Origin of the sequence: Clostridium lundense DSM 17049, from assembly GCF_000619945.1 — a bacterium.
GTDB classification, from domain to species: Bacteria; Bacillota; Clostridia; order Clostridiales; family Clostridiaceae; genus Clostridium_AO; species Clostridium_AO lundense.
This window is the reverse complement of the sequence record NZ_JHVC01000040.1, coordinates 1-15,295: the sequence shown is the minus strand read 5'-3', so window position 1 is coordinate 15,295 and position 15,295 is coordinate 1. Positions and strand designations below refer to the sequence as shown.

General features: G+C 29.8%; 12 protein-coding genes. All 12 read right to left on the bottom strand.

The window, feature by feature from the left end; genetic code table 11:
• Nucleotides 1-169: 169 nt before the first annotated feature.
• Nucleotides 170-910, bottom strand: coding sequence for a YebC/PmpR family DNA-binding transcriptional regulator (locus tag T514_RS0121700; protein ID WP_027626635.1), 741 nt, complete (start codon nt 908-910; stop codon nt 170-172).
• A 140-nt stretch (nt 911-1,050) separates the two neighbouring features.
• A complete protein-coding gene (locus T514_RS0121695; RefSeq protein WP_027626634.1) occupies nt 1,051-1,701 on the bottom strand; it encodes a YigZ family protein in 651 nt (216 codons plus the stop codon).
• 4 nt (nt 1,702-1,705) lie between these two features.
• Nucleotides 1,706-2,377: a HEAT repeat domain-containing protein gene (locus T514_RS0121690; RefSeq protein WP_027626633.1), complete on the bottom strand. Its 672-nt coding sequence runs from the start codon at nt 2,375-2,377 to the stop codon at nt 1,706-1,708.
• 17 nt (nt 2,378-2,394) lie between these two features.
• The gene (gene pdxR, locus T514_RS0121685) at nt 2,395-3,798 is read right to left on the bottom strand and encodes a MocR-like pyridoxine biosynthesis transcription factor PdxR (RefSeq protein WP_027626632.1); all 1,404 of its coding nucleotides are present in this window, start codon (nt 3,796-3,798) and stop codon (nt 2,395-2,397) included.
• A gap of 342 nt (nt 3,799-4,140) precedes the next feature.
• Complete coding sequence (locus T514_RS0121680; RefSeq protein WP_027626631.1) at nt 4,141-5,037, bottom strand: nucleotidyltransferase domain-containing protein; 897 nt, start codon at nt 5,035-5,037, stop codon at nt 4,141-4,143.
• Between the two features lie 120 nt (nt 5,038-5,157).
• Complete coding sequence (locus tag T514_RS0121675; RefSeq protein ID WP_027626630.1) at nt 5,158-5,379, bottom strand: hypothetical protein; 222 nt, start codon at nt 5,377-5,379, stop codon at nt 5,158-5,160.
• Nucleotides 5,380-5,520: 141 nt separating this feature from the next.
• Entirely contained in the window at nt 5,521-8,958 is a 3,438-nt protein-coding gene (locus T514_RS0121670; RefSeq protein ID WP_027626629.1) for a pyruvate carboxylase, read from the bottom strand.
• Nucleotides 8,959-9,328: 370 nt separating this feature from the next.
• On the bottom strand, nt 9,329-9,490 hold the full coding sequence (rd, locus tag T514_RS26385; RefSeq protein WP_084284826.1) for a rubredoxin: 162 nt from the start codon (nt 9,488-9,490) through the stop codon (nt 9,329-9,331).
• 72 nt (nt 9,491-9,562) lie between these two features.
• Complete coding sequence (locus tag T514_RS0121660; protein ID WP_027626628.1) at nt 9,563-10,858, bottom strand: amidohydrolase; 1,296 nt, start codon at nt 10,856-10,858, stop codon at nt 9,563-9,565.
• A 175-nt stretch (nt 10,859-11,033) separates the two neighbouring features.
• Complete coding sequence (hflX, locus tag T514_RS0121655) at nt 11,034-12,818, bottom strand: GTPase HflX (protein ID WP_027626627.1); 1,785 nt, start codon at nt 12,816-12,818, stop codon at nt 11,034-11,036.
• A gap of 244 nt (nt 12,819-13,062) precedes the next feature.
• The gene (locus T514_RS26830) at nt 13,063-14,739 is read right to left on the bottom strand and encodes a cell wall-binding repeat-containing protein (RefSeq protein ID WP_169735843.1); all 1,677 of its coding nucleotides are present in this window, start codon (nt 14,737-14,739) and stop codon (nt 13,063-13,065) included.
• Nucleotides 14,740-15,092: 353 nt separating this feature from the next.
• The coding region (locus T514_RS0121645) for an IS200/IS605 family transposase (RefSeq protein ID WP_027626626.1) at nt 15,093-15,295 on the bottom strand (203 nt) is incomplete at its 5' end.

The following is a 15,295-nucleotide window of genomic DNA, read 5'->3' as shown; positions in this document are numbered from 1 at the left end:
CTAGGGTGTTCTTGACATGCAATTCATTGTTAATTATATTGTAATTAAGGCATGGAGTTTTACCATGACCTCCATGCCTATAAAATAATTATCATAGAAAGCTATTTACAGAAAAACTTTCACACTCTCAAAAAAACAGCCCTTAGGCTGTTTTTAATCATCTATAAAATTATTCTTCCCATCCTTCAGGGAATTCAGCATTGTGATAAACGTTTTGAACGTCATCATCATCATCAAAAGCATCTAACATCTTTTGGAACTTAGTTGCTGTTGCTTCATCAATTTCTGTATATGTATCTGGTATTCCCTTAACTTCAGCTTCAAGGAACTCTAGTCCATTTCCTTCTAAAGCTTCTCTTACTGCTCCAAAATCTTCTGGTGCAGTTGTTACAACATATACTTCATCTTCTGCAGCAAAATCCTCTGCTCCAGCTTCTAAAGCCATCATCATTAATTCATCTTCATCTAAAGAATCTGTCTTTTCTATAACTAGCTGTCCCTTCTTTTGGAACATGAAGGACACACAACCAGTTGATCCCATGTTTCCACCGTTTTTAGTAAATGCATATCTTACATTTCCTGCACTTCTGTTTTTATTATCTGTTAAAACTTCAACTATAACAGCTACTCCTGATGGGCCGTATCCTTCGTAAACTATTTCTTCATAGTTTACTCCTTCCATTTCTCCAGCACCTTTTTTGATAGCTCTCATTATAGTATCTTGAGGCATGTTATTTGCCTTAGCTTTTGCAATAACATCTCTTAATTTACTATTAGTATCAGGGTTTGATCCACCATTTTTTGATGCAATGGCTAATTCTTTACCTATCTTAGTAAATATTTTACCTCTTTTTGCATCCGCTTTACCTTTTTTTGCTTGTATGTTATGCCACTTAGAGTGTCCTGACATTTATATCTCCTCCTTATGTACACGAATCTTTATATAATTATTAATATATAGGAACATCCACTATATTAATTGCAAAAACGCCTCAATTATTATACCATATATGACAACATAAACTCAAATGCAAATATTTTGACTTATAGCTATATTTCTTCCATAAATAATCTATTATCTATCTTAAAATAATATCCTTCTCTATCCTTTTCAAAGCTACATTTTCCTGAAGTTACTTGTACAATTTCCTTTTTTATGTCCTCCATTAATTCAAAGGTACATAAAATAATAATTTCTACTTTATCTGTATATATAGTATCTTCTATATGCCATGAATTCTGTCCACATGAATATTGCACTTTACCTAAAAGATCATATTCTATAAAAATATGAAGAGCAGCTCCCTGTACCCTTTCTACAACTCCAGCTTCCTTTATAGCCTGTGCAGCCCCTTTGCTATAAGCCCTAACAAGTCCACCTTTTCCTAATAGAATTCCTCCAAAATATCTTGTTACCACTACTACTGTATTAGTTATCCCATTTTTCTTTATTACATCCAACACCGGCACCCCTGCTGTACCTTGAGGCTCTCCATCATCAGTATATCTTTGAATACCCATATTTTCTCCAATAATATAAGCATATACATTATGTGTAGCCTCTTTGTGTTCACCTCTTATTTTATCAATAAAAGCCTTAGCATCTTCTTCCTCATATACTCTCTTAGCATGGCCTATAAATACAGACTTCTTTTCTTCAAACTCACTGCTTACTTCATCTTTAATAGTTAAATATCCCATATAATCACCTACCGTTATCTTTTAATTCCATTTCATTCATATATATTTCCGCTGCCCTTTTCAAATAATCCTTATCTGAATTGTTTAATATGCAATTTATTTTTTCTTTAGCTTTTAAACTTTTAATTTTAGTTAAAGCCTTAATTGCATATAGTATTACTTGGGAATTATTATCCTCTAACGCTCTTATTAATGGCATTTCTAAAGTTTTATCTTCTAGTTTTCCCATGGCAGAAATGGCCATTCTCCTCACATTAATAAACTTATGTACAGAAGCTTTTACCAAGATATCTTTACAAGATTCTTCATTTAATTCTCCTATAATCCATACGGCAGTCTCTTTTTCCTTTGCATACATTTCTACATAATTTTTTCTTATATATTCTATTAATTTAATCTTCATAGCTTCTTCTAAAGAATTTATTATATCTAATTTATCTAATTTTCCTGCCTTAGATATATTTCGGAGCAATTCTCCCTCATCCTTACTTTTAGCTAGAAAACCATATTTTATTTTCCCATCAATAATATGTTTTTGTGCAACTTCTCTATTTATATTCCTAATTTTACAAATGGCTTCTAAAGATTTACCTTCTAAAAATAAAAAGTAAGTAATTTCCTCTTGGGAATAGTTATCTATATCTTCCCATTGAACCTTAAGCAAGCCCTTTTCCAATTTTCATTCTCCAATCTTTAATACTTTTTTAAAATATCTTTAATAATATTAATTCCTTTGTCTATTTCCTCTTCTCCTACTTGCGAAAATCCAACCCTAAAATAGTTTAATCCATCTTTAGGATCTTTATAAAATATTATTCCTGGAGTTATTAACACTCCTTTTCTCTTACATTTATAAAATAAATCTACACTATTAACCTTTGTCCCCTTAAGTTTTACATAAAAATGTAATCCTCCTCCTGGAGAATAAAATTCAATATACTCATTCAAATCATTTAAACGTTCTTTCATAAACATGTATCTATCTTTATAAACTTTATTTAAAATATCTATATGCTCTTTCCACATACCTTCTTTTATATATAAATCCAAAGCTCTCTGCATTAAACTTGATGTAGCAATGTCTGTATTTACTTTTGAATTTTGTATACTTTCTTTAAAAGCCTTAGGAGCTATCATATACCCCAATCTAATACCTGGTAAAAAAATTTTAGAGAAACTTTTTATATATATTACTCTATCATTATAATCAATACTTTTAAAGCTTATATACTTATTATCATTATATATTAATTCAGATAGATAATCATCTTCTATTATATAAAAATCATATATTTCAGCCATATTAAGAAGTCTTCTCTTTTTCTCAATGCTATAACTTACTCCAGTTGGATTCTGAAAATAGCTCATTACATATACACATCTTATCTTATTTTTTTTAACTAATTTCTCCAACTTATCTAAATCCATACCGTCTTCATCTACTTCTATTTCATAGATATTAGCTCTTCTCCATTTAAATACTGCAAGAGCGCCTCCATAAGTCGGCTTTTCTACTACAACATTATCATTTACATTTATTAAAGCCTTTGACACTATATCTATTCCCTGTTGTGCTCCTGAAACTATTAATATATTATCTTTGCCTATTTTTTTATTCCAAAAAAAATCATCTATGCTTCTTCTTAATCCTTCATATCCTAGCGCTTCTTGATAAGCAAGGGCTTCTATTCCATCTCTATCTAAAACCTTATTTATAACATCTTTAAAAGAACTTATTGGAAAAACATCACTACATGCTGCCTCACCAGAAAAATCCATATACATTTTAATTTCTTCACTACTTATTTTTCTAACAATTTCTCCGTACTTTTTCTTAAAATTTACAGCTACTTCCTTCCTCTTAGCATATGTGCCACTACCTATCTTTTGAATAGCATACCCTTCATTTTCAAGCTTTTTATAAGCATTTACTATAGTAACATTGTTTACATTTAAAAATTTAGATAGACTTCTAATAGAAGGCAGTTTTTCCCCATCTTCTATTAAATTATCATCTATTAACTTTTTTATATGTTGAGCTATTTTGATATACTTGACAGTATCAATGTTTTCTAAATCTATAAAATACTTTTCCATATCATAACCTCTCATAAAAATTACAAAGTAATTTTTTTAGATTATAGATAATAGAGCATAGATAAAAGAACATAATAATTTTAATAAAGAGTGAAAAATAAAGGCATGTAAAACTAGTTGTGAAACTACAAATTATGAGGATCCTCAAATTGAATTCAATATTTACTTTAAAACATATATATAATTGCAAAATAATTTTCAGTTAAATATTTAATTAAAACTTTTCTTTAGTGTAAAAAAGAAAAGCTTGCTCTACTCTTCACTATTCATTTTTTATTCTTTACTTCTAAAGCTATGCTCTATGCTCTATGCTCTATGCTCTAAAAAATTGTACTCAAACCCTTATACAAAATAAACATTCTCTTTAAACAGTACCTTACCGTCACTAATTTTATAATCTCTTGTTTCCTTCTTCACTATATCCTTTTCTGAGAGTTTTTCCAAAATCTCTTCTATATCTATATCAAAACTATGAAATAATGTTGATTTCTTAATATCTTCTCCACTTAACAATTCGTCTTTCTCTCTCATATAATCTAATAATATTCCTGTAATATTTTTAAGATTTGAATCTATATTTTCCTCCACAAAAGCTAATAATTTTTCTATGGCTTTTATTGTATCCTCTTTATCAAAGAACAACTCATCCACACAATTTTTAAACTTATCATTTAAATTCATAGCCATAGTCATAGCATCTTTACTTATCATATAACCAGCTGAGTTTACATAAAGCCTTGCAAATTCTTCTGCTGCCTTAACTGCTGAAGAATAAGCAGTATATATACCATTGTTACACAGATATTTTCTGCAAACTCCAATACTTTTTAGCATATTACCCAAATACACCATACTCCATCTTTCTCTATCTAGATCAGGATAGTACCTACCGCTATCATATCTATTAGTTATATCTGAATCCTTAGAAAAAACTAATCTTGAAGATGCAAATATTCTATGCATGAAGCCACCCCTTAAATCTTCTTCATAGAACTGCATAAATCTATTTTTACTCATAAGTTTGATATGAACTGGCACTCCTTTTTCCTCAGTGTATATATTTCTAATACCAGTAATATTTTCGTCAACCATTACAAAAAGATCTATATCAGATTTATCCCACAAATCTCCAGTTACAACACTGCCAAACACCATTGCTGCAAGTACGGTGTCATTCCCCTTAAGCCTTTCTATAAGACTATTGAAGGCCCTTTGATATTGTACAATAGTTTTTTCCAACACTACTCCCCCTTTTTGTTGATAAATTTCTAAAATGTTAAATTATCTCTTATTATATAATAACAATGAACACAATTACAATACTTCCATTATAAAAATGCATGTTTTCCTTCACTTTTATTATATTTCTATCTTAGATACACTTTTTCTCTCCATTTCATTGCAATTTAAACATTGATAAAGGTGAACACAATAATCTTCATCATCATTTATTGGGAACTGCCCAGCATAAGGATCCGTATAATCTTGGACCCTCCCCTTATCAACCATAGTACCTTTACAGTGACTACAAGTATAGGTTACATTTTGTAGCTTATTACAAACAGGACAGACTTTATTCATTTTTCAACCTCTTTCCTTAAACTTAAGTTATATTATTAGTCTTATGCTTATTTTATATTTATATACAATAATAGTTTAAATTTCATTATATACAAAAATAGCCCCCACTAATGTGAAAGCTATTTTTCTTAATACATTGTTTTAGATTTCGCTTAATTTTACTATTAATTGAGAAGTTTTTACTTGCTGTCCTTCCTTAACAAAAATCTTTTCTACTTTTCCGTTTACGGCAGCCTGTATATTAGTTTCCATCTTCATAGCTTCTATTAAAGCTATACTATCTCCTTCTTTTACTATGTCTCCTTCTTCTACTAAAACCTTTAGTATAGTTCCAGGTATACTTGCACCTACTTCATATTTATTAAATTTATCTGCTATCTCAATAGTATCTTCTTCTAATGATTTAATGCTATTAGTTTTATCTATAATTTCTATCTCTCTTCTATTACCATTTACCTCAAAAACTAAAGTTCTCTTACCTTTGTTTAATTTTCCTACTTGAAGAAGTTTAATAATTAAAGTCTTTCCTGCTGCAATTTCTATTTCACTAGTTTCTCCTTCTTCTAATCCATGGAAGAATACATCACTACCCATATGGCTTAAATCACCATACTCTCCAACATATTTTATATAATCCTCCATAACTTCTGGATAAAGAGCATAGCTTATTACTTCTTTATTGGATAATTCTATATTATATTTTTCTTTGACATTCTTTTTAATTTTATCAAAATCTTCAGGAGGTAATAATTCTCCTGGACGTACATCTATGCATTTTTCTCCCTTTAGAACTAACTTTTGTAGTCTTTCAGGGAACCCGCCTTCTGGTTTACCCATCATTCCCTTAAAGAAAGCTACTACAGAATCAGGGAAAGCCATATTTTCGGCTTTTTCATAGATATTTTCTGGAGTTAGATCATTTTTAACCATAAATATAGCTAAGTCTCCAACCATTTTAGATGAAGGAGTCACTTTAACTATATCTCCTACCATTTCATTAACCTTTTTATACATTTCCTTTACTTCGTCAAATCTATGTCCTAAATCAAAACTCTCTATTTGATTCTTTAAATTTGAATACTGACCTCCAGGTATTTCATATTTATAAATTTCTGTAGAACCAGATTTTAATCCTGATTCAAACTGAGCATATACTGGTCTTACAGCACTCCAGTAATCAGATATTCTTTGTAAGCTATCTAAATTAAGTCCTGTATCTCTTTCTGTATTTTCTAAAGCAGCTACTACAGCATTTAAAGCTGGCTGACTTGTAAGTCCTGACATACTACTAAAAGCTGTATCTACTATATCTACACCTGCTTCTGCTGCCATAAGTATCGTAGCTACTCCATTTCCTGTAGTATCATGAGTGTGTAAATGTATAGGAATAGAAATTTCATTTTTTAATGCTCTTATAAGTTTTCCCGCTGCATAAGGCTTTAATAATGCTGACATATCTTTTATTCCAAGTATATGAGCTCCTGTTTTTTCTATTTCCTTAGCTTTTTTCACATAATACTCTAATGAATACTTATCTTTTGAAGCATCTAAAATATCTCCAGTATAGCATATACATGCTTCTACTACTTTACCTGTATTTAAGCCCTCATCTATGGCCACTTCCATACCCTTTAACCAGTTTAATGAGTCAAATATTCTAAACACATCTATTCCTGATTTTGCTGATTCTCTTATAAATTCTCTTATTACATTATCAGGATAATTTTTATATCCTACACCATTTGCACCTCTTATTAACATTTGAAGTAATATATTAGGTACTTTCTTTCTTATTTTTTCAAGCCTTTCCCAAGGGTTTTCTTTTAAAAATCTATATGCCACATCAAAAGTTGCCCCTCCCCACATTTCCATGGAGAATAAATCTTTAGCAAGATTAGCTTCAGCCTTGGCAATTTTTATCATATCTTTACTTCTAAGTCTTGTAGCCATTAAAGATTGGTTGGCATCTCTCATAGTACTATCAGTAATTAATAATTTTTTCTGTTCATTTATCCATTTTACTAATCCTTCTGCCCCTTGTTCATCTAAAATTTGTTTTGTACCTCTTAAATCTTCAACCTTTTGGATCTTAGGCACTACTGGTACATCAAAACTAGGTTTATTTCCCTTAGTTTCATTTACTACCTTTTCACCTATAAATTTTAATACTCTTAATTCTTCATCTTCTTTAGGTGATATATCAAAAAGCTCTGGATTATCATTTATGAAATTTGTGGTACATTCTCCTTTTAAGAAGGTTGGGTGATTAAGCACATTTATTAAAAAGTCTACATTAGTTTTAACTCCTGATACAGTTAACTCTCTAATAGAACGGATTGCCTTTCTCGAAGCATCTTTAAAGCTTCTTGACCAAGCAGTAGTTTTTACCAAAAGACTATCATAGTAAGGACTTATTACAGCTCCAGTAAAACCATTTCCTCCATCAAGTCTTATACCAAAACCAGAACCACTTCTGTATATATCTATTCTTCCGGTATCTGGTGCAAAATTGTTCATAGGATCTTCAGTTGTAATTCTGCACTGTATTGCATATCCATTAGGCATTATATCCTTTTGAGAAGATATATTTATTTCAGGAGAATTTAAAGCATATCCTTGAGCAATTAAAATTTGGCTTTGCACAATATCTATTCCTGTAATCATTTCTGTTATAGTATGCTCCACCTGTACTCTAGGATTCATTTCTATAAAGTAGTGATTACCATATTTGTCTACTAAAAATTCTACTGTTCCTGCATTGGCATACCCTACAGATCTTGCAATTTTTAAAGCATCATTACAAATTTCTTCTCTCTTTTCTTTTGAAATTGAAAATGCTGGTGTAAACTCTATAACCTTTTGATGTCTTCTTTGTATTGAGCAATCTCTTTCATGTAAGTGAACAATATTACCATATTTATCTCCAAGTATTTGAACTTCTATATGCTTTGGTGCCTCCAAATATTTTTCAATAAATAAACTATCTATTCCAAAAGCTTTTCTTGCTTCTTCTTTAGCGTTTCTAAAGGCTGAAATTAGTTCTGATTCATTTCTTACAATTCTCATTCCTCTTCCGCCACCGCCAGCTGATGCCTTTACCATTACTGGATATCCACAATCCTTCGCAATTTCTAATGCTTCTTTTTCAGAAGTAATAGCTCTTTCTACTCCAGGTATTGTAGGAACTCCAGCTTCCTTTGCTACTATTTTAGACTGTATTTTATCTCCTAAACTTTCCATCATTTCTGCAGTTGGTCCTATAAATTCTATACCAGCTTCTCTACATTTTCTTGCAAACTCGGGATTTTCTGATAGGAATCCGTAACCTGGGTGTATGGCATCTACTCCCTTTTTAAGCGCCAAATGAACTATTTCATCAATATTTAAATAAGCCTCTACCGGACCCTTATTTTTACCTATTAAATAAGCTTCATCTGCCTTTGTTCTAAATAAAGCACATTTATCTTCATTTGAATAAATGGCAACAGTTCTTATACCTAGCTCATGACAAGCTCTGAATACTCTTATTGCAATTTCCCCTCTATTAGCTACTAATACTCTTTTAAATCTTTTTATCAAATCTTTCAGCCCCTTTATAATCGAATTTAAATACTATAAATGCATAAATATTTAACACAAATGAATATGTGTATACAAAAATATTTCATAAAACAATTATATATGAAAGTTATTTTTTTTTCAATTTCATTTTTACTCAAATTAAGCTTTTATACAAGAAAACACTATCATGTTAAATTAACATTTCATCCATACTAATAAATCCTACCAATTTTGTTATCAAAGTGAATATTGCAACTAAATTATCAAACTACTTTCATCATAAGATTTATATATATTCTATAAAAATCAGCAAATTAAAAATGCAATACTCTTTTTACTCTTAACTATAAACAAAGAGTGACTAGTCAAATTGACTAATCACTCTGCTTTATTTTACTTTTTCGAACTCACTTTTACCTACACCACAAATAGGACAAACCCAGTTATCTGGTATATTTTCAAAAGATGTACCTGGTTTTACTCCATTGTCTGGATCACCTTCAGCTGGATCATATATATACCCACATACATTACAAACATACTTATCCATAATATATCCTCCTAAAATTAATTTACTACATTAGTTTTATCTTAATTCCATAAATTAATTCAAGACTTTTATCTATTGCATAAGATTTTTACACAACTTTTTAAATTCGTAAATAATTTTTTCCTTATCTATATTTAAAAATTCACCTTTTTTCATTATTATTTTTCCATCTACAATTACATACTCAACTTCATTTCCATTAGCTGAAAAAGCTATATTAGAGTATATATTATAATTTGGAACTAAATTAGGTTTATTTAAATTAATCATTATTAAGTCTGCTAAAAATCCTTCTTTTATTTTTCCTAGTTTACTAAAACCTAATGCCTTGGCACCATTTAATGTAGCCATTTTAATTATTTCCTTACTATCTAATTTAGTTGCATCCTTATACCAAAGCTTCTGAAGTAATGCTCCTGTCTCCATTTCTTCAATCATATTTAAATTATTATTACTAGAAGTTCCATCAGTACCTATACATACATTTACTCCCGCATCTAGCATTTCTACTATTCTTGGTACTCCACTAGCTAACTTCATATTACTTTGAGGATTATATGCTACATTTACTTTATTATCTCTGATTATTTTTATATCATCATCCGTTAAATGAACACAATGAGCTCCCACTACCCTATTTTCAAATACACCGCTTTCTAAAAGCAGTTCACAGGCTGTACTATTATATTGTTCCTTTAATATGTTCACTTCATCTTCTGTTTCCCCAATGTGTATGTGTATACCACTGTTTATCTTCTTTCCTTCTTCCGCTATTACCTTTAAGACTTCTTTAGATACTGTATAAGGTGAATGAGGAGCTAACATACTTGTTACTGTAGTTTCCTTGCAACTTTCAATCTTTTTTCTAAGTTCTAATCCCTGCTTTAGTTGCTGCTCCCAACTATCTCCTATTATTGCTATTCCTAAAACAGCTCGCATATTAAATTCTTTAGCTACTTCCATAACTTCATTTTCATAAAAGTACATATTATTAAAACAAGTAGTTCCTGTACTAAGCATCTCTAAGCAAGCAATTTCTGTTCCTAATTTTATATGCTTTCCTGTAAACTTACTCTCCATAGGCCATATCTTCTCTTTTAGCCATCTCATAAGAGGTAATCCTTCTCCATATCCTCTTAACATAGTCATAGCCGCATGAGTATGAGTATTTACTAACCCTGGCATAACACAATAATCCTTACCATTTATAACTTCTAAATTTTCATTCTGACCTGCGTATTCTCCATAATACTCCCCATAAGAAACTTCCTTAATATAGTTATCCTTTATTAATACATAGCCCCTATCTATAACGTCTTTTTCTTCATCCATAGTAATTATCATGGTATCCTTAATTAAAATATCCACATAACATCCCCCCACTTTAATAACTAACAGTAAAGAATGAATAGTGAAAAGTAGAGGTTATTTTTCTTCATTATCATTACGAAAAATTGTCCTTATTTGTTATTTATAATCTAAGCTTTTCCGTAGCGTATGCGGAAGAAAAGCCTCCTTTATTCTTCACTCTTCACTCTAAATTCTATTCACCAATCATGTATTTTTTGCACACATTATACACTTGATCATCCACTTCTGCACTAATATAAGTTCCATCTTCCCTATATTCTTCTACATTAACATTAGCATTTCTATGCAAATAGGCTGCTGTAGCACTGTCTGCATAAGGTATTAAATATTCTACTTTCTTCAGTTTATATGGTAACTTATTAATTACCTCTTCTAAAAGCTTTTCTAAATTAATACCTTGCTTTGCTGATATTTCTATATAATGCTGTTCCTTAAATTTCTCTCTTATATTTAGCATTTCTTCTTCGCTAACTTTATCTACTTTATTTAAAACTAGTATTGTAGGTTTATCTAATGCCTTTAATTCCTTTAATACTATCTCTACTGCTTCTACCTGCTCTTCATAATAATCTGAAGATATATCTACCACATGTAGTAATAAATCAGAATAAATTACTTCTTCTAGTGTAGATTTAAATGCCTCTACTAAATCATGAGGAAGCTTTTTTATAAATCCTACTGTATCCGTTAATGTTATAGTCCTATTATCTGGAAGTACTATGGCTCTAGTAGTAGTATCCAAAGTTGCAAAAAGCATATCTGCTTCAAATACATTTTCTTTTAATGAACCTTCCTTTGTAGAATACATATTGTAAAGTACATTTCTTAAAGTAGATTTTCCTGCATTAGTATACCCAACTAAAGATACCTTAGGTATTTCATTTCTATTGTCCCTTTGAGTTTCTCTTGTCTTTTTTATCTTTTCTAGCTCTTTAGATAAATCATATATTCTTTCTCTTATATGTCTTCTATCTGTTTCTAATTTCTTTTCTCCAGGTCCTCTAGTTCCAATACCACCACCAGTTCTTGAAAGAACTGTTCCTAATCCTGATAATCTAGTTAATCTATATTTTAACTGAGCAAGCTCTACCTGAATTTTTCCATCTTTACTTTTTGCTCTCTTAGCAAATATCTCTAAAATCAAAGTAGTTCTATCAATTACTTTTACTCCAATAAAATCCTCAAGATTTCTAACCTGAGAAGCAGTTAATTCATCATCAAAAATAACCACATTAGCCTTTTTTGCCTGTCTTAATAGTGCAATTTCTTCTACTTTTCCCCTTCCTACATAAAGAGCAGAGTCAACTTTATTTCTTTTTTGAAGCACCCACTCTACAGTGGTTACATTACATGCTTTTGCTAATTCTTCTAATTCCTCTAAACTTTCTTCACTTTCTACTCCAACTAAAATAGCTCTTTCCGTATTATCCTCAATAACTTCATTTAATTTTATAGTTTCTTCAATGAATTTTACCCTATCTATTAAATCATAGTTAATAGCTTCCTCAACAGTTAACTTTTTGGTAGTTTCTGATACTAAAATGTCTTTTTCTATACTACAAAAGCCTAATGTTATATCTGTAACTCCAACATCATCTACTCCTATAGCTGCTATACAATCTAGCTTTAACCTTGTAAGAGCAGATAAATCTAAAGCAGACAATCTAGAATTTCCATTAGGATGAGTATGGATTACCCTTACTCCTGATAACCTTTTCTCTTTTATATCAATTATAGGTATTTCTACAGTAGTACTATCTCCTATAGCTACATCTATTACATTTCCTTTTCTATCTATAGCTACACTAATTTCTCTTTCTATTTCACATGTAACTTCAGAGATTATATCCACTATTTCTAAATTAAAAACTTCATCTTTTGGTACTTTAATCTTATATATAATTTCTAGCTTTTCTAATATAACGTCTCTAATTCCTTCTACATTTCCGTTTATCACAAGATCATCTCCTTAATTAAACATATTTTGTTCAACACATAATAATTTTAAACTTCTTTTAAATAAAAATTCTAACAAATATATTAACTTTTATATTAACTCCTATAAGTTTCATATAATTTTATAATATAACAACCATATTGTAAATGGTATAAAAAAATAGCCTTGAATGAATCCAAGGCTTATTTTTATTCTACTACTTTATAATTTTCTCCATCTGCTTTACGTTTACTCTATAATTTTCTCAATTACTGTTTCCAGTAATTTTTTCACTTAATCTAGCTTTAAATTCCTTCCACTTCGCCCAATCATTAGCTGACATATTATTTGGGCAAATTTTTCTACTAGCATCATAGTGTCTTACAACATTTTCAATTGGAACATTATATTTTTTCATCAAATGCTTAGCTAATTCTAAAGTATTATTAATAGTTTTTTCATCTATATAACCACCAGAATTACACATTTCTATGCTTATAGAATTATGATTGCCTATACCATACTTCATTCCTCCATCACCACAATGCCATGATGCCTCATACTCTTCTACTACTTGTACTATACAATTTTCATCAACAAAATAATGAGCTGACGCTTGTCTATCTCCTCCACCAAAATAATGAGCATTAGCTTTAGCAGTATCTTTATAATTTCCAGTATCATGAACTACTATAAATTTAACATCATTTCCACTGGAATGATTATACTTAGATATTTGTACCTCAATAGTTCCATCTATGTGAATATCGTCGAAATTATTTTCCTTTTTTATATTGCTCTCAGATGTATTTTCGTTAGATGCATTGTTACTAGATGCGTCATTGTTAGATATACCATTATCAGATGTATCTTTGCTAGACATAAATTCATTATATGTACCGTTCTTAGATGTATCTTTGCTGGACATAACCTCATTATATGTACCATTCTTAGATGTATTTTTATTAGAATAATTATCTCCGTTATTTTCACATAGATTATTAATAGTTTCATCTGTTATTCCAGCTGTTCCACCAAGTACAATTAAATTTTTTACATTTTTATTTTTAATATAATCTTTTGTTATTCCTGTTGGATTCTTGTCTGTAAGAACAATAGGGCTATTCTTTAATGCAGCATAAGCAGTTCCAGATAATGCATCTGCAAAACCTTCTGAATATGCCAATATAGCATTACTAAGATCTAGCTTGTTCTCAAATTCTTTTATAACATTTATATTTCTTTCATACTTATCTTTTCCATTTATTCTTTTAACGTTTGAAAAAGCATTAGCTACATTGTCACTAATTATATCATTTCCTCCAACAACATAAGTCTTTGTAACATTTCTTGATTTTATAGAATTGCTTATATAACTTGGTATGTTATTCTTAGGTACTAATAAAATAGGAATCTGTAATTTTGCAGCTATAGGAGCTGCACTTAATGCATCTGTATAATCCTTTCCTGTAGCTAATATTATACCATTACTTGTTCCTATTTTTTTAGCTACAGCTAATGAAGTTTCATATCTATCTTGTCCACATATTCTTTCTGTAGTTATATATAGTTTATTTAATTCCCTTTCTATATTAGGGTTAATTACACCCTCTCCACCAACTATATAAACCTTCTTTGTTCTTAACCTTTGTAATAAATTTTTTGTATTGCTGTCTAATGCATTACTTCTAGTTAAGACAATAGGTGCATTATATTTTTTAGCTAAAACTGCTGCACTTAAGCTGTCTGGATAATTTTCTCCATTTACCAAAACAACATTATCAGCTTTCTGCCATCCATCCTCTACCACCGCACTATTAGTTTTAAATCTATCTTTACCATGTAATCTTGTTGATTTTGATGCTGCACTAACAGTAACGCTTACTGATGTAATTGTTAGTAGCGTTACTAATCCAAATAAAAAGCTATTGCATTTCTTCATATACATCCCTCCATTGCTAATTATATCAACCCATACAATATGTTGTAAAGTTTATGATTAATTTTGTAAAGTTATATAATTTTATAAGATTTAATTTATAAGATCCGATAAATTTTATATTTTTCATAAAATTATTACAAACATCTTACTTTTTAATATACAACATTTAATAAAAATATTGAAAAATAATGAAAATGTTGTTAATATGAATACTATGATATGTTTTTCAAAATTTTAAATATAATAAATATCCACCAGCTTAGCTGGTGGTTTTTCTTAAGCCCTATAAGGGCACTTTACCAGCATTGTGCCTTAAGGCACGTATAAAAATCTCGCCAGCCGCAATTTAACTGTTACCTGCCACCCTTAAAAGGGTCAACATATTCTTTAATACTTATTTGGTCAGCGATCATGTCTTCATTTTGTTGATTTTTTATATATTCTTCTATTGCATTCTTATTTTTTCCTACTGTATCCACATAGAAGCCTCTACACCAAAAATGTCTATTTCCATACTTATACTTTAAATTTGCAAATTTCTCAAATATCATTAGGC